The organism is Stagnihabitans tardus, from assembly GCF_009925085.1.
Lineage (GTDB): Bacteria > Pseudomonadota > Alphaproteobacteria > Rhodobacterales > Rhodobacteraceae > Stagnihabitans > Stagnihabitans tardus.
Genome location: NZ_JAABNR010000037.1, coordinates 1 through 24309, shown reverse-complemented (window position 1 = coordinate 24309; position 24309 = coordinate 1). Strand labels below are relative to the sequence as shown.

At 68.3% G+C, this 24309-nt stretch carries 25 protein-coding genes; 11 read left to right on the top strand and 14 right to left on the bottom strand.

The annotated features are described in order from the left end of the window. Positions 1 to 318: 318 nt before the first annotated feature. Positions 319 to 909, bottom strand: a complete 591-nt coding sequence (locus tag GV832_RS20070) for a transglycosylase SLT domain-containing protein (RefSeq protein WP_168776663.1) — start codon at positions 907 to 909, stop codon at positions 319 to 321. Between the two features lie 275 nt (positions 910 to 1184). On the opposite strand from GV832_RS20070, the gene GV832_RS20065 reads away from it, so the two are divergent. From GV832_RS20065 to GV832_RS20055, 3 genes are all read left to right on the top strand, one after another. After that, the gene (locus GV832_RS20065) at positions 1185 to 1823 is read left to right on the top strand and encodes a PEP-CTERM sorting domain-containing protein (RefSeq protein WP_168776662.1); all 639 of its coding nucleotides are present in this window, start codon (positions 1185 to 1187) and stop codon (positions 1821 to 1823) included. A 111-nt stretch (positions 1824 to 1934) separates the two neighbouring features. Further along, positions 1935 to 3446, top strand: a complete 1512-nt coding sequence (gene gatB / locus GV832_RS20060) for an Asp-tRNA(Asn)/Glu-tRNA(Gln) amidotransferase subunit GatB (RefSeq protein WP_168776661.1) — start codon at positions 1935 to 1937, stop codon at positions 3444 to 3446. A 582-nt stretch (positions 3447 to 4028) separates the two neighbouring features. Beyond that, positions 4029 to 4694 carry a glutathione S-transferase family protein gene (locus GV832_RS20055; RefSeq protein ID WP_168776660.1) on the top strand — a complete coding sequence of 222 codons (666 nt, stop codon included), beginning with the start codon at positions 4029 to 4031 and terminating at the stop codon, positions 4692 to 4694. Here GV832_RS20055 and rarD read toward each other — a convergent pair. Then, on the bottom strand, positions 4667 to 5596 hold the full coding sequence (rarD, locus tag GV832_RS20050; protein WP_168776659.1) for an EamA family transporter RarD: 930 nt from the start codon (positions 5594 to 5596) through the stop codon (positions 4667 to 4669). The two genes, GV832_RS20055 and rarD, sit on opposite strands and share 28 nt — an antisense overlap. A 129-nt stretch (positions 5597 to 5725) precedes the next feature. Here rarD and GV832_RS20045 point away from each other — a divergent pair, with 129 nt between their 5' ends. Continuing rightward, entirely contained in the window at positions 5726 to 6733 is a 1008-nt protein-coding gene (locus GV832_RS20045) for an NAD(P)/FAD-dependent oxidoreductase (RefSeq protein WP_168776658.1), read from the top strand. Here the strand turns inward: GV832_RS20045 and GV832_RS20040 are convergent. The 8 genes from GV832_RS20040 to GV832_RS20005 all read right to left on the bottom strand — a co-directional run bounded on the left by GV832_RS20040 (position 6705) and on the right by GV832_RS20005 (position 14402). Further along, the gene (locus tag GV832_RS20040; RefSeq protein ID WP_168776657.1) at positions 6705 to 7133 is read right to left on the bottom strand and encodes a cupin domain-containing protein; all 429 of its coding nucleotides are present in this window, start codon (positions 7131 to 7133) and stop codon (positions 6705 to 6707) included. The genes GV832_RS20045 and GV832_RS20040 overlap by 29 nt on opposite strands. Before the next feature lie 5 nt (positions 7134 to 7138). After that, a complete protein-coding gene (locus GV832_RS20035; protein ID WP_168776656.1) occupies positions 7139 to 7723 on the bottom strand; it encodes a pseudouridine synthase in 585 nt (194 codons plus the stop codon). Between the two features lie 203 nt (positions 7724 to 7926). After that, positions 7927 to 10464, bottom strand: coding sequence for an aminopeptidase N (pepN, locus tag GV832_RS20030; RefSeq protein WP_168776655.1), 2538 nt, complete (start codon positions 10462 to 10464; stop codon positions 7927 to 7929). Positions 10465 to 10809: 345 nt separating this feature from the next. Further along, a complete protein-coding gene (locus tag GV832_RS22585) occupies positions 10810 to 11715 on the bottom strand; it encodes an SRPBCC domain-containing protein (RefSeq protein WP_168776654.1) in 906 nt (301 codons plus the stop codon). Next, complete coding sequence (locus GV832_RS20020; protein ID WP_168776653.1) at positions 11712 to 12167, bottom strand: SRPBCC domain-containing protein; 456 nt, start codon at positions 12165 to 12167, stop codon at positions 11712 to 11714. Before GV832_RS20020 ends, GV832_RS22585 begins: the two co-directional genes overlap by 4 nt. Next, positions 12160 to 12507 (bottom strand): ArsR/SmtB family transcription factor, encoded by a 348-nt coding sequence (locus GV832_RS20015; protein ID WP_168776652.1) that lies wholly within the window; start codon positions 12505 to 12507, stop codon positions 12160 to 12162. The genes GV832_RS20020 and GV832_RS20015 overlap by 8 nt, the downstream gene beginning before the upstream one ends. Before the next feature lie 254 nt (positions 12508 to 12761). Next, complete coding sequence (locus tag GV832_RS20010) at positions 12762 to 13499, bottom strand: EcsC family protein (protein ID WP_168776651.1); 738 nt, start codon at positions 13497 to 13499, stop codon at positions 12762 to 12764. Between the two features lie 414 nt (positions 13500 to 13913). Next, complete coding sequence (locus GV832_RS20005; protein WP_168776650.1) at positions 13914 to 14402, bottom strand: GNAT family N-acetyltransferase; 489 nt, start codon at positions 14400 to 14402, stop codon at positions 13914 to 13916. A gap of 318 nt (positions 14403 to 14720) precedes the next feature. Between GV832_RS20005 and GV832_RS20000 the strand changes: the two genes are divergently transcribed. The 7 genes from GV832_RS20000 to GV832_RS19970 all read left to right on the top strand — a co-directional run bounded on the left by GV832_RS20000 (position 14721) and on the right by GV832_RS19970 (position 20426). Then, a complete protein-coding gene (locus tag GV832_RS20000; RefSeq protein WP_168776664.1) occupies positions 14721 to 15296 on the top strand; it encodes a flavin reductase family protein in 576 nt (191 codons plus the stop codon). 194 nt (positions 15297 to 15490) lie between these two features. Continuing rightward, positions 15491 to 16282, top strand: coding sequence for a hypothetical protein (locus GV832_RS19995; RefSeq protein ID WP_168776649.1), 792 nt, complete (start codon positions 15491 to 15493; stop codon positions 16280 to 16282). 178 nt (positions 16283 to 16460) lie between these two features. Further along, positions 16461 to 17315: a calcium-binding protein gene (locus GV832_RS19990; RefSeq protein WP_227754564.1), complete on the top strand. Its 855-nt coding sequence runs from the start codon at positions 16461 to 16463 to the stop codon at positions 17313 to 17315. A 132-nt stretch (positions 17316 to 17447) separates the two neighbouring features. After that, on the top strand, positions 17448 to 18311 hold the full coding sequence (locus GV832_RS19985; protein ID WP_168776647.1) for an S-methyl-5'-thioadenosine phosphorylase: 864 nt from the start codon (positions 17448 to 17450) through the stop codon (positions 18309 to 18311). Positions 18312 to 18334: 23 nt separating this feature from the next. Beyond that, a complete protein-coding gene (pnuC, locus tag GV832_RS19980) occupies positions 18335 to 18910 on the top strand; it encodes a nicotinamide riboside transporter PnuC (RefSeq protein ID WP_168776646.1) in 576 nt (191 codons plus the stop codon). Beyond that, positions 18907 to 19890: an AAA family ATPase gene (locus GV832_RS19975; RefSeq protein WP_168776645.1), complete on the top strand. Its 984-nt coding sequence runs from the start codon at positions 18907 to 18909 to the stop codon at positions 19888 to 19890. The genes pnuC and GV832_RS19975 overlap by 4 nt, the downstream gene beginning before the upstream one ends. Continuing rightward, the gene (locus GV832_RS19970; protein WP_168776644.1) at positions 19887 to 20426 is read left to right on the top strand and encodes an adenine phosphoribosyltransferase; all 540 of its coding nucleotides are present in this window, start codon (positions 19887 to 19889) and stop codon (positions 20424 to 20426) included. Before GV832_RS19975 ends, GV832_RS19970 begins: the two co-directional genes overlap by 4 nt. 433 nt (positions 20427 to 20859) lie before the next feature. On the opposite strand, the gene GV832_RS19965 is transcribed toward GV832_RS19970, so the two are convergent. From GV832_RS19965 to GV832_RS19950, 4 genes are all read right to left on the bottom strand, one after another. Next, positions 20860 to 21246 (bottom strand): hypothetical protein, encoded by a 387-nt coding sequence (locus GV832_RS19965; protein WP_168776643.1) that lies wholly within the window; start codon positions 21244 to 21246, stop codon positions 20860 to 20862. 62 nt (positions 21247 to 21308) lie between these two features. After that, positions 21309 to 22712 carry an FAD-binding oxidoreductase gene (locus GV832_RS19960; RefSeq protein WP_168776642.1) on the bottom strand — a complete coding sequence of 468 codons (1404 nt, stop codon included), beginning with the start codon at positions 22710 to 22712 and terminating at the stop codon, positions 21309 to 21311. Between the two features lie 37 nt (positions 22713 to 22749). Further along, complete coding sequence (locus tag GV832_RS19955) at positions 22750 to 23532, bottom strand: MBL fold metallo-hydrolase (RefSeq protein ID WP_168776641.1); 783 nt, start codon at positions 23530 to 23532, stop codon at positions 22750 to 22752. A gap of 134 nt (positions 23533 to 23666) precedes the next feature. Further along, complete coding sequence (locus GV832_RS19950; protein ID WP_168776640.1) at positions 23667 to 24230, bottom strand: DUF1697 domain-containing protein; 564 nt, start codon at positions 24228 to 24230, stop codon at positions 23667 to 23669. Positions 24231 to 24309: the final 79 nt, after the last annotated feature.

Below are 24309 nucleotides of genomic sequence, written 5' to 3'. Positions count from 1 at the left end.
GGTGTTCGAGTTCGTCCATGGCCTCTGCGACCTTGTGATCTCGCCGCTGACCGATCCCACGCCACCTGCCAAGGCCGAGCCTGTGCCCGAGGCGAAAGCTGCGCCAGCTCCGGCTCCCCAGGCCGCCCCCCCGGCCCGAACGCCCTTGTTGGGCCGCATGCTTTGCATGTGGCCCATAAAGGGCGGAAGTCGCCCTGCTTGTGCCCCGGTCAAAACAAAAGCGGCCCCAAGGGAGCCGCCTCATCCAACTTGCCGTAGGGTGCGCTTGAGCGCACCGCCCACGCCAGCACCAAGGGAGGCGACCTCAGGCCCCGGCCCTCACGCCCCCGCGCGGCAATAGCTCTGTTCGCGGGTCCATTCGGCCATGGCCGCCCGCTTCCTGGACGAGGCCCAGGGGCCCCAGTCCCGCGCAATCCCCCGGTTGCCCTTGCCCGCCACCATGCCATCGGCCGCCACCTTGGGCGCCGCAATCCGGATCGCGCAGGCCAGGTTCGCCTGGCCATCCTTCAAGGCCGCCACCGAAGTCGCCTCGCAGCCCGAATGCTTGGCCGTCGCGGGCATGATCTGCATGAGGCCGATATAGCGCCCCTTGCCCCCAACCGCCGCCTCGTTGAAGCTGCTTTCATATTTCGCCGTCGCCGACAGCACCGCAACCCAAAAGGCCCGCCGCTCTTCGACCGAGGCGCTGGCGTAACCCGGGCAATAGGCCTCGATATCCGCGGGCACGACATTGGCCAACTGGCTGTCATGATCGGCCACGACGGCCAGGGCCACCTTGGTCCACTCCGACGCTTCCGCCGCATGGTCCCAGCGCATCGCAGGGAGTTCCACCTTCTTCTGCCGCGCCTCGGCCGTCACGGGGGCCAGCGCCAGGGAAAGGGTTGCAGCGGAGAGAATGAGCTTGAACATCGGACCAGACAGTTGCCGTCGCATTGCGTGCGACCCGGTGCTTTTGACGCCATTGCGGGTTAATTCCGAGTCAATGCCCCGCCGCTTTCAGGAAATGGGCGAGAATCCGCGCAAGGCCCCCCGCAGGCCCCCGGGCGCGGACGGCACAGCCATAAGCAATGGCACAGGCGCTGGCGGCACGGGGATTGACAGGCATGCGGCCGATTGGCCAGACTGGATACCGGTTTTCGTTGCAAGAGAACAGACAACCCTCCGATTGGCACAAGAGACGAACCATGACCAAAACCCTGATGTCCTGCCTTGCCATCGCGGCTTCGTTTGCCGCAGGCGCCTCGCAGGCCGCAACAACCAGCTTCACCGATGAACTGCTTTTCGGTCTCGCGGCTGGCAGCCTGACGACCGAGACCTTTTCGGGCGCAACCCTCGGCACCAGCCTGCATGGCACGGTCGATTTCGGCCCCTTCTCGACCACGCTGAACAGCACCGTCACCGGCAGCGGCTTCAACGTGATCGCCAACCCGGGGCTGAACGCTGTCGGGATGAACGGGACGAACCTGCAGTTCGGCCTTCTCGACGGCGAGACCCTGACCATCACCTTCGACACGGCCATCACCGCCTTTGGCGCGATCTTCGCCGCCGTGAACAACGACAACACGCAGCGCTCGACCTTCAGCGGCGGTGGCACGACGGATTGGCTGCCGACGACCCCCGGCGCGTTCTCCAGCTTCTTCGGCATCGTCTCGGACACGGCCTTTACCTCGATCACGATCACCGGTCTTGCGCCCTCCGAAGGCTTCGGCATCGACGACCTGCGCTTTGCCTCGGCAACTCCGGTTCCGGTCCCCGCGTCTGGCCTGCTTCTGGCGGGTGTCGCCCTGGCGGGCGGCTGGATGGCCCGGCGCCGCAAGGCCTGAGCGCTCTGACCCTGGCAGGGCCCGCGCGGGGCCCTGCCAGACCCATGGCGCCTCTTGCGACCACGGCCCTTCCCGCCTAAAGACAGCAGGGCCGAAGAAGGAGTGCCGCCCATGCTTGACCTGACCTATGAAGCGCCCAAGCCCAAGGTGATCGCCGGGGCGAAACACGATTGGGAACTGGTGATCGGGATGGAGATCCATGCCCAGGTCGCCAGCCAGTCCAAGCTCTTTTCCGGCGCCTCCACCCAGGTGGGCTCCGAGCCCAATTCCAACGTGGCTTTCGTCGATGCCGCCATGCCCGGCATGCTGCCCGTGATCAACGAGTTCTGCGTGGCCCAGGCCGTGCGCTCCGGCCTTGGTCTGAAGGCCGCGATCAACCTGCGCTCGGCCTTCGACCGGAAGAACTATTTCTACCCCGACCTGCCGCAGGGCTACCAGATCAGCCAGCTTTACCACCCGATCGTGGGCGAGGGAGAAGTGCTGGTCGAAATGGGCCCCGGCATCGCGCGCAAGGTCCGGATCGAGCGCATCCACCTGGAACAGGACGCGGGCAAAAGCATCCACGACATGGACCCCGCCATGTCCTTCGTCGATTTCAACCGCACCGGCGTCGCGCTGATGGAGATCGTCTCGCGCCCCGATATCCGGGGCCCGGAAGAGGCCGCGGCCTATGTGGCGAAGCTGCGCCAGATCCTGCGCTATCTGGGCACCTGCGATGGCAATATGCAGAACGGCAACCTGCGCGCCGACGTCAACGTCTCGATCTGCCGTCCGGGCCAGTATGAGAAATACCAGGCGACGCAGGATTTCTCGCATCTGGGCACGCGCTGCGAGATCAAGAACATGAACTCGCTGCGCTTCATCCAGCAAGCGATCGAATATGAGGCCCGGCGCCAGATCGCCATCGTCGAGGATGGCGGCAAGGTCGACCAGGAGACCCGGCTCTACGATCCCGACAAGGGCGAGACCCGCTCGATGCGCTCGAAGGAAGAGGCCCACGACTACCGCTATTTCCCCTGCCCCGACCTTTTGCCGCTGGAGATCGAGCAGGCCTGGGTGGACGAGATCGCGGCCTCGATGCCCGAACTGCCCGACGCCAAGAAGGCCCGCTTCATGGGCGATTTCGGACTGACCGACTACGATGCGAACGTGCTGACGGCCGAAGTCGCCAATGCCGCCTTCTTCGAGGAAGTGGCCCAGGGCCGTGACGGCAAGCAGGCCGCCAATTGGGTGATCAACGAGCTCTTCGGTCGCCTGAACAAGGAAGGTCTGAGCATCGCCGAGACCCCGGTCTCCTCCGCCCAACTCGGTGGCGTCATCGACCTCATCGCCAAGGGCGAGATCTCGGGCAAGATGGCCAAGGACCTCTTCGAGATCCTCTGGACCGAAGGCGGCGAGCCCTCCGAACAGGCCGCCAAGCACGGGATGAAGCAGGTCACCGACCTCGGCGCCATCGAAGCCGCCCTGGATGCGCTGATGGCCGCCAACCCCGACCAGGTGGAAAAGGCCCGTGCCAATGCGCGGCTGGCGGGCTGGTTCACGGGCCAGGTGCTGAAGGCCACCGGTGGCAAGGCGAACCCGGCGGTGGTGGGCCAGATGGTCAACCAGAAGCTCGGGCTGTAAGGGCTGGGGGCGCTGCCCCCAGACCCCCGGGATATTTATGAAAAGATGAAATAGAGGGCGCATGCCGGAGGACCGGGACGCGCCCTTTCCGCATGCACCTCCCGAAGACCAGGGGACCGCCCCCCCAGAGATCCCCCCGCAGTCGGCAGGGCCCACCGCCGCCCTCCGGCCACGACGCTCCAGTCGGCAGAGCCCTCACCGTCGCCGGCGCAACCGCCCCCATCACGCCCAGGCCGCCCCGGACATGCCCCAGCAGTCGGCGGGGCCCACCGCCGCCCTCCGGGCCCATCGCTCCAGTCGGCAGAGCCCTCCCCGCCGCAGGCGCAAGCGCCCCCATGCCACCCGACCAGCCCCCCTCCCCCTTTCACCTTGGCCCACATATCCCGAAGGGTGAGGGCGCAGCCCGAGGGGAGGCAGCGCCTCCCCTGCGCCCCCCACGACACGGCATCGGAAAGCGCCCCTTTGCCCCCGCGCCAAGCCGTCCCGGGCTTGACCCGGGACCTCTCCCCGTCCGCCCCTGGGATTTCGGGTTGCCTTCCGCGCCAGGCACTTTACTTTGATATCAAACAGATAGGCCGTGCCATGATTCTCCACTACTCCCGCAATCCGAACCCCCGCCTTGCCCTGACCGTGGCGCGTTACCTGGACGCGCCCATCACGCTGCACTTCGCCGAACCCTTCCACCCCGACCAGGCCGCGAAATACCGCGCGCTGAACCCCTCCCAGCTGATCCCGATCCTCGAGGAACCCGGCCAGCCGCCGCTTTGGGAGGCCGATGCCATCGCCTGCCGCCTCGCCATGGGGGGCGATCTCTGGCCCTTGGACCGGCGCCTGCCCGAGGTCATCCGCTGGATCTCCTGGGGCAAGGCGACCTTCGTCCAGGCCTGCGAGCTGATCCATTGGGAGCTTGGCACCAAGCAGCGTTACGGCATAGGCCCGGTCGATTGGGAGGGCGTCGAGCGCGGCCTTGCAGATTTCCACCGGTCGGCCGCGCAGCTTGACGCGCATCTCAAGACCCGCGATTTCCTGATCGGCGCGCTCAGCTATGCCGATTTCCGCATGGCCTGCTTCCTGCCCTATGACGATGTCACCGAGCTGCCCCTGGCCGATTACCCGGCGCTCCACTCCTGGGCGCAGAGGATGGCCGACCTGCCCTTCTGGGCCGATCCCTTCCAGGGCCTCGACGTGCCGCCCCTGCCGCCCGCCCCGCCCCGCAGCTCCTATCGCCGCCAAAGCCCCGAGGAGTAAAGCGCCAGCGCCCCCCAGATCATCGGGAAGGCGATCATCTGGGCCGTCCCCAGGTGCTCGCCAAAGGCCAGGGTGGCGATGGCCAGGATCATCGTGGGCGAGATATATTGCATGATCCCGATGGTCGAGAGGCTGAGGCCCTTGGCGCCATTGGCGTAAAGCATCAAGGGAATGGCCGTCACCAATCCCGCCGACAGCAACAGCACCGTGGTCGGCACCTCGGTCAGGAAGACCGCCTGGCCCGTGGCCGACAGATAGACGGCATAGGCCAGCGCGAAGGGCGAGAGGATCAGGACCTCGAGCGCGAAGCCCTCGTTCGGGCCGATGGGCATGCGGCGCTTGAGATAGGCGTAAAGGCCCCAGGTCAGGGTCAGGCCAAGCGCCACCAGGGGCAGCCGCCCGGTCTCCAGCGTCAGGACAGCCACGGCGGCGGCGGCCAGGGCGATGGCGCCCTTTTGCCGTCCATTCAGCTTTTCCCGCAACAGCACCGCGCCCAGGAAGATCGAGAAGAGCGGGTTGATGTAATAGCCCAGCGCCGCCTCCAGCGTGTGACCCGAGCCGATCGCCCAGACGTAAAGCCCCCAGTTGACCGAGATCAGCCCCGAACAGGCCATGGCCAGCACCAGTTTCGGCGGCGTCTTCAGCACCAGGACAAGGGCCGGCCAGCGGCCCGCCCAGGCCACGACCCCCAAGGCGATGGGCAAGGACCACAGCACGCGGTGGACGATGACTTCGGGCGGTGGCACATGGGCCAGGGCCTTCATGTAAAACGGCAGGAAGCCCCAAAGCAGATAGGCCGACAGCGCGTAGAAGAAGCCTGCCCGCGTGTCCTGGGAGGGCGAGGACTGGGAAGGCGAGGACTGGGAGGGCGGCGCTGCGGCTTGCGTGGGGCTCTGGGTCATGCCGGGGCTTTACCCTGCCCTTGCCCCAGCGGCAAATGCCGTTTTGTGATCAAGGGGTCAAATCCTGCGCGCCCTTGCCTTCGCCCGGGCTTTGGCCTTTCCTGCCCTGAACGCCCGAAGGAGAGCCCCATGCCAAGCGCCTTGATCGTCGGAGCCGGGGTGACCGGCGCTTGCCTCGCCCTCGCCCTGTCGCGGCGCGGGGTCCGGGTCACGGTGATCGACCAGGCGGCGGCGGCCTCGGGCGCTTCGGGGGCGAGTTTCGGCTGGATCAATGCCAGTTACGCCCTGAACCCCGCCCATTTCGCCCTGCGGTCAGAGGGGATCGCGGCCCATCACCGCCTGGCCCGCGACCTTGGCGCGGATCTCTGGGACTGGCCGGGATGCCTGTGGTTCGACGACCCCGAGGCCAAGGCGGCCGAGCTTTCAGCCCAGGGCTACGAGGTGCAGCCCCTGACCGCTTCCCAGGTCCAGGCCCGCGAGCCGCGCCTGTCGCAGCCCGCGCTCTTCCTGCCGCAAGAGGGCGCCGTGGACGTGGCGGGCCTGGCAAGGGCGGCGCTGGTCGCCTCGGGGGCCGAGGTGATCCTGGGCCTGCCCGTCACCCGGGCCAGCGCGGGCCGCGTCCAGACCCCGGCCGGGGATTTCACGGCCGATCACGTGATCCTGGCCAATGGCTGCGGCGCGCAGGTGCTTTGCGGCCTGCCCATGCTGCGGCGTCCGGGGCTGATGCTGGTGTCAAAGCCCCTGCCTCGGGTCCTGTCCCATATCCTCGCCCTGCCGGGCCAGGACCTGCGGCAGGACCGCCAGGGCCGGCTCCTGGCGCCTTTGGCCCCGCATCACCAATCCGACAGCGCCGAGACCGTGGCCGATATCCCCGCCCAGGTCGCGGCAGGGAAGGCGCGGCTTTCGGCGCTTCTGGGCGTCGAGGTCCGGGCCGAAAGCGTGACCCTGGCTTACAGGCCGGTGCCGGGCGACCAATTGCCCGCAATCGGCGCCCTTGCCCCGGGGCTTTGGGCGGCGGTGATGCATTCCGGCGCGACCCTGGCCCCCGTGGTGGCCGAGGGCCTGGCCGCGCTGATCACGGGGGGCGCGGCGCCGCTGCTCTCGCCCTTCAGCCCTGCGCGGCTTCTGGCAGGGTGAACTCGGGCGGCGCCAGTTCGAAGCCCTCGAAGCGGAAGCCGGGCGAGACGGTGCAAGAGACCAGCGTCCAGTCGCCCAGGGACCGCGCCGCTTGCCAATGGCCCGCAGGCACCAGGGCCTGGACCTGCTGCCCGCCCAGCACATCGGGCCCCAGGGTCACGGTAGCGGCCCTGGCCTCGCCCAGCGACAAGGCCAGCGGTGCCCCCGCGTTCCAGATCCAGATCTCATCGGCATCGACGCGGTGCCAATGGCTGCGCTCTCCGCGCGCCAGAAGGAAGAGGATCGCCGTCCCCGAGGCGCGGCCCTCGCGGTCGGGCCCGACCCAGGTCTGGCGATACCAGCCGCCCTCGGGATGAGGTTCCAGCGCCAGTTTCGCAATGATCTCTGATGCTTCCGCCACGATCCTCACCCTTTTCGCGAAGCCATGCCGCCCAGGGGCGCCACTTCCGGCGCCGCCACGTCGCGCCAATTGCCCTGGGCCAGGCCCTGGAGCGTCCAGTCGCCCACCGACCAGCGGATCAGCCTGAGGCAAGGCAGGCCCACGGCGGCCACCATGCGGCGGACCTGGCGGTTCTTGCCCTCGCGGATCGTCAGTTCGATCCAGCCATCGGGCACGGTCTGGCGCACCCGGATCGGTGGCTCGCGCGGCCAGAGCCATTTGGGCGCCTCCACCGCGCGGGCCTGGGCGGGCAGCGTCAGCCCGTCCTTCAACAGCACCCCGTCGCGGAGCTGGCCCAGGGCCTCCTCCGTCACGATGCCCTCGACCTGGACGAAATAGGTCTTGGCGAACTTCGCCCCGGGCGAGGAGATCCGCCCCTGCAAGACCCCGTCATCGGTCAGGACGACCAGGCCCTCGCTGTCGCGATCCAGCCGCCCCGCCGGATAGACCGCAGGCACCGGGATGAAATCCGCAAGGGTCTGGCGCCCGACCTCATCGGTGAACTGGGTCAGCACGTCATAGGGTTTGTTGAACAGGATCACACGCGCCATCAGGATCTTTCCTCGACCGCCTCTGCGGCCCATTTGCCAAGGGCCGGAGTCCAGCACCCGGCCCTTTCATTGGTCAACAAATATCCACGGGGATTTTCAAGGGGAGCGTGCTCCCCTTGAAGCGGGGGGCTCGGGGGGCGGCAGCCCCCCGGCGTCCTCCGGTCGGGCGCAAGGGCGTCAGCCCGCAGAGGCCCGACCGGACATCACCCCAGAATCCGCCCCACCATCTCGCCCAGGTCCCGCGACAGGCCCTCTGTCCCCTTGATCCGCTCCAGCGCCGCCCTGGCATGGGCTTTGCGCCCGGCATCATAGCGCCCCCAGGTCTCGAAGGCCGTCGAGATCCGCGCCGTGGTCTGCGGGTTCAAGGGATCGAGCTTCAAGAGCCAATCCGCCATCAGCCGATAGCCCGCGCCCGAGCCATGATGGAACCCGGCATGATTGGCCGAGAGGGCGCCCAGGACAGACCGAAACCGGTTGGGGTTCTTCCAGTCAAAGAGCGGATGCGCGGTCAGCCGCTCCACCACGCCCGCCACAGCCTCGGGCGCGGCGCAGCCGACCTGCAAGGCGAACCACTTGTCCATGACCAGCCGCTCGGCCTTCCACCTGGCCTCGAAGCTCGCGACCTCCGGCCCGCCCGCCCCGTTCTCCAGCAGGATCGCCAGCGTGCCCACTTCCTCGGTCATGTTGTCCGAGGCCCGATGCGCCGCCGCCACCGCGCCCAGGTCGAGCCGCCCGAGAAGCCCCAAGGCCGCAAGCCGCAAGGCCCGCCGCCCCGCCTGTTCGGCCGAGGGCGCGAAGCGGACCCCAAGGGGGGCCGCCATGGCTGGCAGCTCCGCCCGCAGGGCCTCGGCCAGGGCCATGTGCAGCGCCCTTCGCCGGTCGCGGATCGCCTCGGGGTCGGGCACCTGCCCCTTGCCCGCCAGGGTTGCGGCCATCTCGTCATCGCCCGGCAACCGCAAAGCCAGGGCCTTGAAGGCCGGGTCGAGGCCCCCGTCCTGCATCAGCCGCACCATGCCCTGGACCCAAAGCCCCGCATCGGCCGCCCCCTCCAGCACCTCCCGCGCCAGGCCCCGCCCGGCCTCCCAGCGATTGAAGGGGTCGGTGTCATGGGCCAGAAGGAATGCCCTCTCCTCCGCCGCCACCTCGCGCTCCAGCACCACCGGCGCCGAAAAGCCCCGCAGCACCGAGGCCACGGGCCGCGAAGCCAGGCCCTCGAAGCGGAAGCTCTGCACGGCCTCCGTCAGCTCCAGCACTTCCGTGGGCCGCACCTCGTCGCCATTGGGATTGAGAAGCCCCACCGCCACCGGGATCACCTTGGGCGCCTTCTCCGGCTGCCCCGGCGTCGGCGGATTGACCTGGGACAGCGTCAGGGTGAAGACCCCCTCCTCCCAAGCCTCACTGACCTTCACCCTTGGCGTCCCGGCTTCCGAATACCAGAGCTTGAACTGCGCAAGATCGCGCCCCGTGGCATCCTCGAAGACCTTCAGCCAATCCTCGATCGTCGCCGCATCCCCGTCATGGCGGTCGAAATACAGGTCCAAGGCGGCCTTGTAGCCCTGATCCCCCACCAGGCGCTTGAGCATCCCGATGACTTCGGAGCCCTTCTCGTAAACCGTCGCCGTGTAGAAGTTGTTGATCTCGATGAAGCTTTCGGGCCGCACCGGATGGGCCAAGGGCCCCTGGTCCTCGCGGAACTGCCGGGCGCGCAGCATCATGACATCCTCGATCCGCTTGACCGCATGGCTTCGCATGTCGCCGGTGAACTGCTGATCGCGGAAGACCGTCAGCCCCTCTTTCAGGCACAACTGGAACCAATCCCGGCAGGTGATCCGGTTGCCCGTCCAGTTGTGGAAATACTCATGCGCGATCACGCCCTCGATCCGGCCATAATCGTCGTCCGTGGCCGTCTCGGGGCTGGCCAGCACGAGCTTGGAGTTGAAGATATTGAGCCCCTTGTTCTCCATCGCCCCCATGTTGAAGTCATCGACCGCCACGATGTTGAAGACATCGAGGTCATATTCGCGGCCATAGACCTCCTCGTCCCAGCGCATCGACCGGATCAAGGAATCCATCGCGTAATCACAGCGCGTCTCATCCCCCGGCCGCACCCATACGGCAAGGTCAACCTTCCGCCCCGAGGCGGTGACGAAGTCCCCGCGATGCGCCCGCAAATCCCCCGCCACCAGGGCAAAGAGGTAAGCGGGCTTCGGCCAGGGATCGTCCCACTCCGCCCAGCCCGCGCCCTGCGCGCCGGGGTTCCCGTTCGACAACAGCACCGGCATGTCGCTTTCGATGCGCACCTTGAAGGGCGCCATGACATCGGGCCGGTCGGGGTAAAAGGTGATATGCCGGAAGCCTTGGGCCTCGCATTGCGTGCAATAGATCCCCCCCGACATGTAAAGCCCCTCGCAGGAGAAGTTGCCCTCCGGCGCGATCTCCACCTCGGTTTCCAGGACGAAGCCCTCCGCCGGGAGCATGGCGGCCGGGATGGTCAGGCCGGTCTCGTCGGGCGACACGGCCAAGGCCCGCCCCCCGATCCGCGCCGCGATCAAGGCCAAGCCTTCGCCATCCAGCCGCAGGTCATGGACCCCGGGTCGCGCCGGGTTGGGCGCAAGCGTCAGGGCGGCCAGGACCCGCGTCGCCCCAGGTGCCAGCCGGAAGGTCAGCGCGACCTGTTGCACCACGAAGGGAAAGGGCTGGTAATCCTTGAGGTAAACCGTGGTGGGGGCAGCATCTTTCATCAGGGGCTCTCCTTTGCGCCAAAGCTAGCCCCCAATTCCGCCCTTGGCCAGAGCAGAGCCACCAAGCTTGCAGTGGGCTTGGGCCAAGGCCGGCGCGAGCGTCCGGGCCCCGCAGTCGGCAGTGTCCCCTGCCCCGCCCCCCGGCCCGCGATATCGCCCGCAGCCCGCGATATCCCCCGGGACCTCGCCCGCAGCCCGGGGGATACAACGGGTCCACAACCCAGTCGGCGGAGCCTCGGCCAAAACCCGCAAAGCGACAGCGCAGTCGGCAGGACCCCACCCCACAGTCGGCAGGGCCCCGGCCCGAGGCCAAAGACCCCGCCCACAGTCGGCAGAGCCCCCCTCTCAGCCCTCGGCGACCGCCGCCAGTTTCCCCAGCGTCTCCATCCCCTTCTCGGCCGCGCCATAGCCCGTGGCCGCGACCTTGCCCGCGGCATCCGGGAACATCACGGTCTGCGTGATCCGCGTCCCCGCCCCTTCCGGCGCCAGGGTCACCGTCACTTCCATCGAGGGCTCCTCCCCGCCATCCATCAGGAAGGAAATCCGCCCGTCCCGCATCACGGTATAGCGGTGGCGGTTGGGCCAGACCTGCCCATGGCCCACCATGTCGAAAGTCCATTCGCCCCCCTCGCGCAGGTCGATGGACTTGGTCTTGCAGTCATAGCCCGCAGGGCCAAACCACTTGGGCAGGATCGCCGGATCGGTCCAGCAGCGCATGACCTTCTCCACCGGGGCCGCGATATGGCGCGTGATCACCATGGCGCGGGTCTCCAGCTCTTGCGCATGGGCCTCGAGCTGGCCCGCCACAGTCCCCCAGCCCTCGAAGAAGCCCATCTTGCGGTGGCTCTCGGCCGCTTCGGGGTTGCGATGGCGCGCCACGGCGCGGTAGCGGCTGCGGCCCTCGCCCAGGTCCTCGAAGGTCACGATGGCCGTCATGAAGGGCTCGGGCGCGGGCTTCCAGCCGGCCTCGTAGGTGTCGGTGAAGACCAGCTTCTCGCCGGGGATCACCTCGAGGTAGACGCCCTTGTTCTCCATCAGGTTGCCCTCGATGTCGAAGGTCGTGTTGCAGGCCCCGCCCACCCGCAGGTCGATCTCGCAGGAGGCCACCTTGTGCGGCTTGGGGACGAACCAATGCGGCAGATGCCGCGGGTCGGTCCAGCAGGCCCACAAGAGCGCCTTGGGCGCCTTCAGCTCGCGCACCAGTTCCAGGTCGGTTGCCGGGTCCAGGTTTTGGGGGTCAAGTTCCATCATCTCAGTCCTTCTGCATAAGTAACAAGCTGGCCCGCCACCGCGCCCCAACCGTCGTGAAATCCCATCTCGTCATGGCGCCTGGCATCCTCTTCCCGCGCATGGCGCGCCGTGGCGCGGTAGAGCGTCCCACCCTCCACCTCGGTCAGGGCCAGCTCTCCGACGAAGCCGAACATCGGGGCCGCCATGGGCTGAAAGCCCCCCGACATCAGGTCGGTGAAGATCAGGCGGTGGCCCCTCGCCTCGCAGATCATCATGTCCAGGGCAAAGCGCGCGCCGTCCTCCAGGATCATGACATAGCCGAAGCGCCCGCCCGGTTGCGGCTCCAGCACCATGTCCTCGACCGTGACGGGCGCAGGCACCCACCAGCGTGCAAGATGCTGGCCTTCCGTCAGGCAGCGCCAGACCAGGTCGCGCGGCGCCGCGATCCTCCGTTCCACCGACAGGTCACGCATCGTCCCCACCCTCCTGCATCAACCGCATCACGTAATCCTCCAGCCGGTCCGCCCGCGCCTCCCAGATGGCGCGCTGCTGGCTCAGCCAGTCGACGGCCACTTCCAGCGTCTCGGGCCGCATCCGGCAGGTCCGCACCCGCCCCTGTTTCTGACTGGCGATGAGCCCCGCCTCCTCCAGCACGCCCAGGTGCCGCATCACCGTGGGCAGGGCGAGCCCCGTTGGCCGTGCCAGCTCGCTGACCGGCACCGCGCCCTTGCCGAGCGCCGCCAGCATCGCCCGCCGCGTCGGGTCCGAGAGGGCCTGGAAGACCAGGTTGAGATCGGGATCATACTTAGCCATAAAGCTAAGTAACACGGCATTGTGATTCCCGAAAGCCCCAGTTTGCAAGCGTGCCGAAGATTGCAACGAGGCTCGACCCTGGGCAGGACGGGCCAACCGATCCAGGGCCTGGGTCAAAGACTGCAAGCCCAACCCCGGCCAACCTCCCCGCCCCCCCTTTCATACTTGCCCAAATATCCACGGGGTTTCTCAAGGGGAGCGTGCTCCCCTTGAGGCAGGGGGTTCGGGGGGCGGCAGCCCCCCGATCTCCGCCCTCAAACCGCAGGCAAACGCTCCGCCCGTTTCCAGCCCTCGACGACCGCGCCCACGCCATGGACCTCGGCCAGGGCCATGAGCCCGAAGCGCACCTGGGCGAGGCCGCGATAATGGCTCTCCCAGGCCCGGTTGGCGAGCGCCCCGCCCAGCGCGCCCACGACCGGCACCGCCCCCGCCGCCAGGCGCTGACCCAGGACCGGGGCGAGCTTCGGCACCAGCCGGGCGACCCAGCCCGTGACCATGGGCCCGGACAAGCCGAGGCGGGCGTTCAGGAAAGAGGCCTCCAGCGCCTCCTCCGCCCCAACGACCTGGCCCCGCAGAAGGATGTCGATGGCCGCCCTCCGGACCCCTTCCCGCGCGGGATCGAGGCCGGCCGCGCGGGCCTCTTCGCGGATGGCCTGGAGGAAGAGGACCAGCGAGACCGGCATCTCGGCCAGGGCGCCGGGGATGCCGAAGGCGCCGCCCAGGGCGCCCGAGACCATGACCGCGCCGCCCGTCCGGCCCCGTGTCGGGTGCGGATCGGCAGCGAAGCCCTTTTCCAGGGCGGCGACGATGCGGGCCTCGACCTCGCGCCGGACGCCCTCGGGCAGCTTGCTCCAGCCGCCATCGCCCGAGACCATGCCTTGCAGGCGCCCGGTCCAGGAGGCGCGCAATTGCGCCTGGGCATGGGCCAGGGCCGCGAGCCGCAGGTCGAGGTCGCGATGGGGCACGGGAAGGGGGGGCGCTTTCAGGGTCATGCCAAAGGATATGGGCAGCCCGCGCGCCATTGCAACGCCCGAGCCGGTTGGCCGCCAGGCCAGAGGCGAGAGATAATCTTGCGGCGCCAGCCGCTCCTTTGGGTCAGGGCGTGCCGCGAGGACCGCCAGAGGGGCCGCTGGTGGGGCTGCGGTTGGGGCCGCTGGCGGGGCTGCCGACTGGCCCCTTGACGCCGATCCCCAGCCCCTGCTCCGCCGACTGTGCCTTGGTCATCATCGACCTTGGTCTCCGGTGGGGGGCATCATCGGCGATTGCGGCGGTCAGGAGGGCATCCGGGGCGATCGCAGCGGGCAGACCCCGGTCAGCCAAGCTCCCCCACCGATCCCGGCCTCCGGAATGGCCCCCCGACAGGGACCCCGACATGGCCCCCCGTCATGGCCCCCGCCCTTGATCCCTCAGGCCCCCGCTGCCTTGGTCACCTTGCCAGTCACGCCCTTCCAGGCCCCGGCCTTCAATTCCAGCCCGAGGATGCGGTCGGGATTGGTCGGCGGCGGCATCTCGACCCCTTCCAGCTTCCAGAAACCGAAGCGCTTGTAATAGGGCGCATCGCCGACCAGCAGCACCCGCTCCCAACCCTGGCGCCTTGCCTCGGCCAGGCTCTCGTTGATCAAGAGCCCGCCCAGGCCCTCGCCCTGATGCGTCGGGTGGACCGCCACGGGCCCGAGCAGGAGCACATCCTCCCCGCCCACCTCGACCGGCCAATAGCGGATCGCGCCGACGAGGTTGCCATCCTCGCGCATCACGAGGCAAAGCGCCGCCACCGTGGGCACCCCGTCGCGCAACCGGTAAGAGGACAGCGCCGTCCGCCCCGGCGAAAAGCACAGGTCGTACAAAGCCTCGACCTCCCACCAGTCGGCCTCGGTTTCTTCTTCCAACTGGTACATGGGGCGGGATCGCGGGTTCAGGGAATCATCTGGGAACGCCCGTAACATGGGACCATGACAGGAGCAAATCCGTTTCGAACTCCGCTCCGAGCCGGCCAGGGGTTTGGCGGCCATGGGCAGAACAGAGCACGGAAACCCCTGCCCCGACCGCCATGACAGAAGAACCAGGCCCGGGGCCGCCGCGCCCCCTTTCCGCGCACCAGAGCCCATGATGGCCGCCAGATGCCAGCCCCAGGGTGGCGCCCCAAGACACCGCCCCTTGACACCTTGCCCCAAGGCCCCGATCCATCCCTCAAAGCCCCCAGCATGAGCCGCCCCATGTTCTACCGTCCCGCCCAAGGCCACGGCCTGCCCCATTCGCCCTTCAACGCCATCGTGGCCCCGCGCCCGATCGGCTGGATCTCGACCCGGGGCGCCAAGGGCGACAACCTCGCCCCCTATTCCTTCTTCAACGCCGTGGCCTATGCGCCCCCCCAGGTCATCTTCGCCTGCGACCGCAAGGATTCCCTTCGCAACATCGAGGAAACCGGGGTCTTCGCCAGCAATGTCGTCTCCCGCGACCTCTGGCAGCAGATGAACCAGACCTCGGCCCACCTGCCCCATGGCAGCGACGAATTCACCCATGCCGGGATCGAAAAGGCCGAGTGCCAGGAGATCGACTGCCCCCGCGTCGCGCTTTCGCCCGCCACGCTGGAATGCCGCCTGCAACAGGTCGTGACGCTGGAGGGCGGCGAAGACTTCCTCGTCATCGGCACGGTCCTGGGCGTCCATATCCGCGACGAATTCCTGACAGAGGGCCGCTTCGACCTTGTGAAGGCCGGGGTCATGGCCAGGCTCGGCTACATGGACTACCTTCAGGTCACCGATCTTTTGGAGCTCCGCCGCCCCGACTGACACACGCCCTTCAGAGCACCCAATCGACCCGTCGCAGCGCCCCGCCCCCCGCGATCCACCCCGCCCCCACTCAGGCCCCCGCTTGACGCCCCGCCGCCCCCGGGCTCTCTTTCACACTGGCCCAAGTATCCCGGGGTGAGGCCCGCAGGGCCTCAGGGGCAGAGCCCCTTCCCCGCTTTCCGAAAGGACCTGGCATGCAAGCCCGAACCCGCCTCGCAGCCCTTCTCCTCGCGGCCCTCTCCCTGCCCGCCCAGGCGCAGGAGCGCCCCGACCCCATGGTCCTGATCGAGCCCACCCCGCGCCTGCCCTGTTCCGGGACCGAACCCGCCTGCAAGATCAACGCCGCCCTCCTGGCCCTGGACCAGGATGCCCTGATGCTGCCCTGCGGCCTCCTCGACGACGAGACAATCGCGGCCGAGGGCCTCGATGCCGGCCGGAACCCCTTGCAGATGTGGTATTCCCATTGGGTCGACGTGACCTTCCAGGGCGCGGATTTCTACGGACTTCTGTTGCAGACCGATGCCGCCTGCCCCGGCGGCGCCCATGGCTGGAGCGAGCAAGACGCGGTGCTCTTCGACCTGAAGACGGGCGAGAAGGTCGACCCCTTCTCGCTTCTGCCCGCAGAGCTGCGCCCCGAGACCCCGCTGGTCAACGACCTCGACCCCGAGGCGCAGGGCCGCCTGCCCCCCCTGACCGCGCTTTACCTCGACCTCCTGGCCAAGACCGACCCCACGGCCAAGGCCAACTCCGCCGATCCCAGGGGATGCACCAGCGTCATCACCTCTCACCAGGCGCTGACCCCGCTGGAGACCATGGGCTTCCTTCTCTACCCCGATGCCGCGAGCCAGGCCCTGATCCTGAAGCCCTCGGGCCTGCCCCATGTCGCGACAGGCTGCGAGATCGGCGTCCCTCTTTCGGTGGAGCTTCTCCAGGGCCTCGGCGCCGATCCGCGGCTTGTGGCCGACCTCGCGCGCGCCGCCCCCTGAACGCCCCATCTGGCGTCCCGGGGCCGAAGCGGACAGAACCCCGGGACATACCCCGGGCTACGGCGCCCTGTGGTCCGGCCTGATCCTATCCAAAAGGACAGGTCCGCCCTTTCCAGCTTTGCGATTTCCCGCTTTGGTCTTACCCTTGCGCCATTCATTCACATCGGAGCGCAATTTCATGCCCGCAATCAGCTTCTCGCCTGGTCTCAATTCCTCTCCCGCCGACCTCATCCTCTTGTTCGACAAGATCGGCACGGGCAGCGTCACCGGAATGACGCCCACGCAGATCACCTATACGGCCGGTCTGACCACGATCACCATCTCCGGCGCGGGTTTTGCGCCGGGGCCCGGGGGCACGATCCTCGGCACCATCTCCGGAGCCCAGGCGGTGAACGGGCTGGATATCGTCACGATCACCGGGCTCAGCCTGCCCGCCCAAACCCTGCGCACCCAGGCGGCCCTCGATGCCTCCGGCGCCGACAATACCGCGCTTGAGACCCTCTTCCTGCCCTTGGGCTGGACCTATACCGGCAATGCCAATGCCGATGTGCTTTTGTCGACCACGACCTCCTCGGATGGGGTGCTTCTGAACTTCACCGGAAACGACAGTTTCATCCTGAACGCCGGCAATGACCGGGTCTTTGCCGGCAACGGCAATGACACGGTGAATGGCGGGGCGGGGCTCGACACGCTGTGGGGCGGGCTCGGCAACGACAAGATGATCGGGGGCAGCGGGGCCGATGTCCTCTTCGGCGACCAGGGGGCCGACCGGCTGACCGGCGGGCGCGGCAACGACACGATGACCGGAGGCCCCGGCCTCGGCATCGACACCTTCGTCTTCCTCGTCGGCGACGGCCAGGACATGGTGACCGATTTCCAGGTGGCCCGCGACAAGATCGACCTGGCCACCGGCGTGGCCCATTCCTTCTCGGCAGGTGCAGGCGGCATCTTCCTGCACTATGGCCCGGGCGTCGATTCCATCTTCCTCGTGGGCCTCGGCATGGCCGACGCGGCCCTGGTCACCTTGATCTGACCGCAAGGGGCGCCCTTTCCCGGGCGCCCCTTCATGCTTGCCCAAACATCCCGGGGTGAGGCCCAGGGGCAGAGCCCCTTCCCTTCGCGGCCCCTTCCCCTTAGCCTTGCCCGAAACGGCAAGGAGACCCGCATGACCCCCAAACTCGGCATCATCGGCGGCTCGGGGCTTTACCAGATCGCGGGGCTTCAGGATCAAGCCTGGGTCACGGTCGAGACGCCCTGGGGGCCGCCCTCGGACCAGGTCCTGACCGGGCGGCTCAATGGGGTCGAGATGGCCTTCCTGCCGCGCCATGGGCGGGGCCATGTCCATACGCCCTCCTCCCTGCCCTACCGCGCCAATATCGCGGCGCTGAAGGCCCTGGGGGTCACCGATGTGCTGGCCGTCTCGGCGGTGGGCTCCTTGCGCGAAGACTATGCGCCGGGCGATTTCGTCCTGGTGGATCAATATATCGACCGCACCTTCGCGCGGGAGAAAAGCTTCTTCGGCCCGGGGTTGGTGGCCCATGTCTCGGTCGCCCATCCGACCTGCCCGCGCCTCTCCGACGCCGTGGCCGAGGCTGTCCAAGGCCCGAAACTGCACCGCGGCGCCACTTACCTCGCGATGGAGGGCCCGCAATTCTCCTCCCGCGCCGAGAGCCTCCTCTACCGAGGGTGGGGCGCCGATGTGATCGGCATGACGGGGATGCCCGAGGCCAAGCTCGCCCGTGAGGCAGAGCTTGCTTATGCCTGCCTCGCCATGGTCACCGATTACGACTGCTGGCACGAAGGACATGGCGCGGTGGATGTGGCCCAGGTGATCGCCACCCTCACCGCCAATGCCGAGGCCGCCCGCGACGTGGTCCGCCGCTTGAGCCTCGCCCCCCGCGAGACCTGCCCCTGCGGCTGCGACCGCGCGCTGGAATATGCCGTGATGACCGCGCCCTCCCACCGTGACCCGGCCATGGTGGAGCGGCTGCGGGGCGTGGCGGGACGGGTGCTGGGGCGCAGCACATGACGGCGTTGGACTTTCTTGGTGCCATGTTCGGCACCCGAACGATCGAGATCGCCGCCTCGCTCTGCGGCCTGGCCAATGTCGTCCTGATCATCCGGCGCAGCCTGTGGAACTATCCTTTCGGCCTGGTGATGGTCACCCTTTACGCCTGGATTTTCTACGACGCGAAATTGTACAGCGACGCGCTCTTGCAGGTCCTGTTCTTCGTGATTCAGGTCTTTGGCCTTTGGTGGTGGATCTCGGGGCGCACGGCGACGGGGGCACTGATCGTGCTCCGGCTGAGCGCCCGCCAATGGCGCCAGGTGCTTGCCGCCACGGCGCTTGGTGTCGCGCTTTGGGGCTGGGCCATGGCAGAGTTGACGGATGCGGCCCTGCCCTGGTGGGATGCGGCCATTGCGGGCCTGAGCCTGGCGGCACAGGTGCTGTTGTCCCGGCGCTACCTGGAAAACTGGATCTTCTGGATCGCCGTCGATGTCCTGGCCATCGGGGTCTATCTCGCCAAGGACCTCCAGCCCACGGCCGTGCTTTACACGCTCTTCCTTGGGTTGGCCATCAAAGGCCTGGCCGACTGGCGCGCCACCTGGCGCAAGCAGACGCCGTGACGCGGGGCTTCCTTCTGGGCAAGTTCCTGCCGCCCCATGCCGGCCACCGCTTCCTCGCCCAAGTGGCCGCTGGGCTCTGCGACGAGTTGACGGTGCTGGTCTGCTCCTTGCCCGATGACCCGATCCCGGGGTCGCTCCGCCATGGCTGGATGACCGCCATGCTGCCCGGGGTGCGTGTCCTCCACCACGACCGCATCGTCCCGCAAGAGCCCGCTGACCATCCCGACTTCTGGCCGATCTGGCGCCGGATCTGCCTGACGGCCCAGGGCGGGCCGATCGATGTCGTCTTCGGCTCGGAACCCTATGTCCATAGGCTGGCCGCCGAGGTCGGCGCACGCCCCGTCCTGATCGACCCCGAGCGCCTGGCCTTCCCCACCAGCGGAACGGCGGTGCGCCGCAATCCGCCGGGCCAATGGCGGTTCCTCCCCCCCGAAGTGCGCCCGCATTTCCAGCGCCGCATCGTGCTGGTCGGCGCCGAAAGCGTCGGCAAATCCACCATGGCCCAGAGCCTCGCCGCGGAATTCGACACGCTTTACGTGCCGGAATATGGCCGGGTGCATGATGCCCATCGCGCAGAGGGCCCCTGGACCGAGGCGGACTTCGCCCAGATCATGGCGGGTCACCGCGCCATGCGCCGGGCCTTGGCCGGACAGGCGGGACCGGTGCTGTTCGAGGACACCGATCCGCTTTTGACCCAGGTCTGGCAAGGCTTCCTGACCGGGCAGGCGCCGACCGAGCCTCCCCCGGACTTGGCCGATCTTTACTTCGTCCTGGACATCGACCGGCCCTGGATCGACGACGGCACGCGCTATCAAGGTGACCCCGCCGCCCGGGCGGCATTTCAGGCGGCGGTCCTTGCGCAGTTGGACCGGTTTGGGGCAAACAGGGTGCTGATCACGGGCGATTGGGCCGAACGGCGCGCGCTGTGTATCCGGGCCGTCTCACGGCTTCTGGGGTCGAGCGCAAGGACAGGAACATGACCAGGCAGAAAACCGTCAAGGACTATATCCGCACCATCGTGGACTTCCCGCATGAGGGGATCCTGTTTCGCGATGTCACCACGCTCTTTGCCGATCCGCGCGGCTTCCGCATGGCGGTGGACCAGCTTCTGGCGCCCTATGCGGGCGCCCGGATCGACAAGGTGGCCGGGCTCGAGGCGCGGGGCTTCATCCTGGGCGGCGCGGTGGCGCATCAGCTTTCGACGGGCTTCGTGCCGATCCGCAAGAAGGGCAAGCTGCCGGGCGCGGTGATCTCGGAGGCCTATCAGCTGGAATATGGCGAGGCGGTGGTCGAGGTCCATGACGACGCCTTGCAGCCCGGCGAAAAGGTGCTCCTGGTCGACGACCTTCTGGCGACGGGCGGCACGGCGGAAGCCGGGATCAAGCTGATCGAGCGCCTCGGTGGCGTCGTCGTGGGCTGCGCCTTCGTCATCGACCTGCCCGACCTTGGCGGACGCAAGAGGCTGGAGGCCCTGGGGATGGAGGTCCACGCGCTCTGCGCCTTCGAGGGTTTGTGACGTGTTTTACCGATTTGGGCGGGCGGGAGGGGTGGCGTTAACCATTCAGTAACCCGAATCGTCCTAAACCTTGCTCATCCGGGATTACCCACCCGGACGGGCGCTGCTTGCAACACGTGACCCACCTACCCCACCCCAGCGCCCTGTCGGAAACCCCGGCAGGGCGTGCGGCGTTTTGGGAGTGGGCCTCGGGGTGCCTCTCCGGGGGGCTCTGCCGACTGCACCGGCTGCCCCCACGCCAAACCTCGCCCTGCCGACTGAGGGGACAGGACCCGGCCGCCAAACGGCCCAGGGAGGAATTGTCCCCACAGTCGGCAGGACAACATCCCCCCCTTGGGCGCAGTCGGCGCAGTCGGCAGGGCCAGCCCCACAGTCGGCAGGACCTCGGGCCAAGGCACCAGCGCGACGGTCCAGTCGGCGGAGCCCCCCAGCGTCAACCGCCTCCAGCCGAACCGCCAGCCCCCAATCGCGCGCGAAGCCGCAGAGCCAGAAGCTGGACCAGCACGAAACCGCCCCACCACAGGGGCATGAGCTTCGGCGAGACCATCATCCAAAAGGCAACCGGCGGGCCGAAGAGCGTGCCAAAGATCGGGTAGACCGCCGTTCCTCCCGCGAAACCGCCGCAGAGGCTGCAAAGCACAGCCGCGGCATAGGCGCGGGCCCAGCCTCTCCAGCCCGGCCGCCCACCCCAGCCCGACAGGCCAAAGGCCGCGAGGCCCGCTCCCAGACCGGCCCAGGTCGAGATCCACAGCAACCGACCCAATCCCCATGACGCCTCGATATCCACCGCGACATCAACCGCGATAAAAGCCGCCGACACCGCTGCCACCGCTCCAACCGCAAACCCAAAGGCGAGCCGCAGGTTCCGGGGATCAGGCGCGCTCACCGCAGCACCGCCCCCGGGTTCATGATGCCATGCGGGTCCAGCGCCGCCTTGATCGCCTTCATTGCGGCAAGCTTGGCCCCATCCCCCCAGCGCTCCAGGTCGCCGACCTTCAGCCGCCCGACCCCATGCTCGGCCGAGAAACTCCCCCCGAGGTCCACCACCCTCTGATGCACCAGCTCCTGCACCTCCCCCGCCAGGGCCTTGAATTCCGCCGCCTTCTGCCCCTTGGGCGGGAAGACGTTGAAATGCAGGTTGCCATCGCCGAGGTGGCCGAAGCAGTTGATCCGGAAGGGGCCAAGCCGCATCAGCGCCTCGGTCGCCGCCGGGATGAAGCCCGGAATCTCGGACAAGGGCAGCGAGATGTCGTGGCTCGAAATCGCACCCACCGCGCGATTGGCCAGGGGGATCGTCTCGCGCAGGTCCCAGAGCCCCGCCCGCTGCGCGGAAGACTGCGCGATGACCCCGTCCAGGACCAGCCCCGCCTCGGCACCGGCCTCATATAACCCCACCAACTCCGCCTCCGGATCGCCCCCGGTCAGGCCGAGGTCGACCAGGACCATCCAGTCCGGCGCCTCGGCAAATGGCTGGCGGATCTGCGGCATGGTCTCGGCCAGGAAAGCCAGGCCCTGGCCCGAGATCAGCTCGAAGGCCGAAAGCCCGGGGCCCAGCCGCTCCTGCGCGAGCGCCAGAAGAGCCAAGGCCTCCGCAGGCCCCGGCACGACCAGCAAAGCCGCCCCCTCTGCCCGGTTGACCGGGAAAAGCCGCAAGGCGGCCGCCGTGATCACCCCCAGGCTCCCCTCCGAGCCGATCATCAGGCCGCGCAGGTCATAGCCCGTGTTGTCCTTCCTCAGCCGCTTGAGCCCGTTCCAGATCGTGCCATCGGCCATCACGACCTCGAGCCCCAGGCAGAGGTCCCGCGCATTCCCATAGCGGACCACATTGACCCCGCCCGCATTGGTGGCCAGGTTCCCCCCGATCCGGCACGACCCCTGGCTCGCCAGCGTCAGGGGAAAGACCCGCTCCACCTCTGCCGCCGCCGCGTGGACCTCCGCCAGCGTCATCCCCGCCTCGACCAGCATGACGTTCTCCGACGGATAGACCGCCCGCATCCGGTTCATCCGCTCCAGCGAGAGGACCAGGGGCAAGGGCCCCTCGGTCATGACCTGGCCCCCCACGAGCCCCGTCCCCCCGCCCCAGGGCACGAGGCCGACCCGCGCCTCGGCGCAGGCGCGCACGATCTGGGCCACCTCCGCCGTCGTCCGGGGCCGCGCCACGGCGCCGGCCTGGCCCTGCCATTTGCCGCGTGGCTCTTCCAGCCAGCGCGGCTCGGGCGCAGTCAAGGTCTCGGGAAGGCGCGCCGCGAGGCTGGCCACGAAATCGGGGGAGCATGGGTTCAGCATGTCCCCTTGTAACGCCACGGGCGCCAAGGGGGAAGGCTCAGGGGAAAAGCGCGGGCGTCAGAAGCACGATCTTCGGCGCCTCGGGCAGGCTGTCGCGCGTGACGACAAGCTCGGGGCCCGCGAGGATCTCGACCGGCCAGGCGGACATGGTGGCCAGGAAGCCCTTCAGCGTCTCGGGCCCGAACCAATGCATCGGCAGGACGATGCGGGGATGGAGCGCGCGGATCTCGGCGGCCATGGCCTCCTGGCTCATGGTGAAGCCGCCATCGACCGGCACCATCAGCACATCGACCCGGCCGATCATCGCCCTTTTGGCGGGCGAAAGCTCCTGGTGCAGATGGCCCAGGTGGACGATGCAAAGCCCCTCGGCCTCGAAGATGAAGATCGAGTTGCCATCCTGCTCGCCCCCCTCGCCAAAGGGGCCCCGTGTGTCGGTGGTGACATTGCGGACGCGCAGGGGCCCGAGGTCGAGGTCCACGGCGGCGGGATGGCCGAAGGTCCCCCAGCCCGGCAGGACGACGGGGATGCGCGGGTCCGGGGTCCTGGTGAAATGCGTGTCGTGGTAGTGGTTCATCGTGACCACGGCGGGCACGGTCTCGGGATTGCCGATATGGCCGTTGTAATCGGTGACGGCCATGAGCCTATCCGGCAGGGTCAGGGCGAACATCGAGTGGTCGAGGTAGCGGATCGCCACGCCCTCCTCGGGGGCGAAAGCGGCCGGGATCACGCTGGGCGCATTGGCGGCCAGGGCGATGCAGTCAGACTGGGCCCGGGCGAGGCCAGGAGCGAAGACCAGGGCAAGGACGAGGAGCGCGCGCATGGGTGAAGCTTGCCACAGGGAATGGGGGCGCGGCATCACCCTTGCGTGAGGGGGCCATGGCAGCCGATGCGCTTGACGAGTCGAGGCCCCGGGTCAAGCCCGGGGCGGCGAGGAGAAGGGTGGAAAGGCGGCGCTCACGGGCCCTCCGCCAGTCCCCTTGCAAGCTCCCTCACCGCGACACAGCTCCGCCAGTTCCGCGCGGTCTGGTCCCCCTTCAGGTAGCGCGGCAGCCTGGTCACCAGCTCCGAGCGCCCGAAGCCCCTAGGCGCGTGGAGGTAAAGCACCCCTGCCCCGGCCAAGACCCGCTCTCCGGCCGTGGCATGGGCCTCGAGCCCCGGAGCTAGCTCTGCCCGGTGAAAGACGAGGTGGACCGAGGCGCCATCCGCCGCCCCTTCGGCCTGGAAGGGGCAAGCCGCCAAAAGCGCCTCGTAATCGGCCAGGCGCCAGAGGAAAAGCGGCACCGCCAGCCCGAACTCCGCAGCAAGCCCCTCTGCAATCCGCGCCTCGAGCCTGGCCAAGGACGCAGCCCCTGCTCCCTCGGCCGCAAGCCCCGCCCGAAACACCGCATTGCCCGACTGGATATGGCTCGCCACATCCTCGAGCCCCAAGCCCGCCAACATGTTGCGAAACGCGGCCATGGGCAGCTTGACGCCCCCCACATTCACCCCGCGCAACATCAAAACCAGCCTGTCTTTCATCTTGGCCCAAATACTCACGGGGTTTCCAAAGGGGGCCGTGGCCCCCTTTGGGCGGGGGGTCTGGGGGGCGGCAGCCCCC

Excerpts from the sequence above, each read along its gene's own strand:
- GV832_RS20005 (WP_168776650.1), bottom strand. The coding sequence starts at position 14,402 with ATGTACCAGTTGGAAGAAGAAACCGAGGCCGACTGGTGGGAGGTCGAG.
- GV832_RS20010 (WP_168776651.1), bottom strand. The coding sequence starts at position 13,499 with ATGACCCTGAAAGCGCCCCCCCTTCCCGTGCCCCATCGCGACCTCGAC.
- pepN (WP_168776655.1), bottom strand. The coding sequence starts at position 10,464 with ATGAAAGATGCTGCCCCCACCACGGTTTACCTCAAGGATTACCAGCCC.
- GV832_RS20015 (WP_168776652.1), bottom strand. The coding sequence starts at position 12,507 with ATGGCTAAGTATGATCCCGATCTCAACCTGGTCTTCCAGGCCCTCTCG.
- rarD (WP_168776659.1), bottom strand. The coding sequence starts at position 5,596 with ATGACCCAGAGCCCCACGCAAGCCGCAGCGCCGCCCTCCCAGTCCTCG.
- GV832_RS19995 (WP_168776649.1), top strand. The coding sequence starts at position 15,491 with ATGCAAGCCCGAACCCGCCTCGCAGCCCTTCTCCTCGCGGCCCTCTCC.
- GV832_RS20045 (WP_168776658.1), top strand. The coding sequence starts at position 5,726 with ATGCCAAGCGCCTTGATCGTCGGAGCCGGGGTGACCGGCGCTTGCCTC.
- GV832_RS20070 (WP_168776663.1), bottom strand. The coding sequence starts at position 909 with ATGTTCAAGCTCATTCTCTCCGCTGCAACCCTTTCCCTGGCGCTGGCC.
- GV832_RS19950 (WP_168776640.1), bottom strand. The coding sequence starts at position 24,230 with ATGAAAGACAGGCTGGTTTTGATGTTGCGCGGGGTGAATGTGGGGGGC.
- GV832_RS20055 (WP_168776660.1), top strand. The coding sequence starts at position 4,029 with ATGATTCTCCACTACTCCCGCAATCCGAACCCCCGCCTTGCCCTGACC.
- gatB (WP_168776661.1), top strand. The coding sequence starts at position 1,935 with ATGCTTGACCTGACCTATGAAGCGCCCAAGCCCAAGGTGATCGCCGGG.
- GV832_RS20000 (WP_168776664.1), top strand. The coding sequence starts at position 14,721 with ATGTTCTACCGTCCCGCCCAAGGCCACGGCCTGCCCCATTCGCCCTTC.
- GV832_RS20020 (WP_168776653.1), bottom strand. The coding sequence starts at position 12,167 with ATGCGTGACCTGTCGGTGGAACGGAGGATCGCGGCGCCGCGCGACCTG.
- pnuC (WP_168776646.1), top strand. The coding sequence starts at position 18,335 with ATGTTCGGCACCCGAACGATCGAGATCGCCGCCTCGCTCTGCGGCCTG.
- GV832_RS19955 (WP_168776641.1), bottom strand. The coding sequence starts at position 23,532 with ATGCGCGCGCTCCTCGTCCTTGCCCTGGTCTTCGCTCCTGGCCTCGCC.
- GV832_RS19985 (WP_168776647.1), top strand. The coding sequence starts at position 17,448 with ATGACCCCCAAACTCGGCATCATCGGCGGCTCGGGGCTTTACCAGATC.
- GV832_RS19970 (WP_168776644.1), top strand. The coding sequence starts at position 19,887 with ATGACCAGGCAGAAAACCGTCAAGGACTATATCCGCACCATCGTGGAC.
- GV832_RS20035 (WP_168776656.1), bottom strand. The coding sequence starts at position 7,723 with ATGGCGCGTGTGATCCTGTTCAACAAACCCTATGACGTGCTGACCCAG.
- GV832_RS19990 (WP_227754564.1), top strand. The coding sequence starts at position 16,461 with ATGCCCGCAATCAGCTTCTCGCCTGGTCTCAATTCCTCTCCCGCCGAC.
- GV832_RS20065 (WP_168776662.1), top strand. The coding sequence starts at position 1,185 with ATGACCAAAACCCTGATGTCCTGCCTTGCCATCGCGGCTTCGTTTGCC.
- GV832_RS19960 (WP_168776642.1), bottom strand. The coding sequence starts at position 22,712 with ATGCTGAACCCATGCTCCCCCGATTTCGTGGCCAGCCTCGCGGCGCGC.
- GV832_RS22585 (WP_168776654.1), bottom strand. The coding sequence starts at position 11,715 with ATGATGGAACTTGACCCCCAAAACCTGGACCCGGCAACCGACCTGGAA.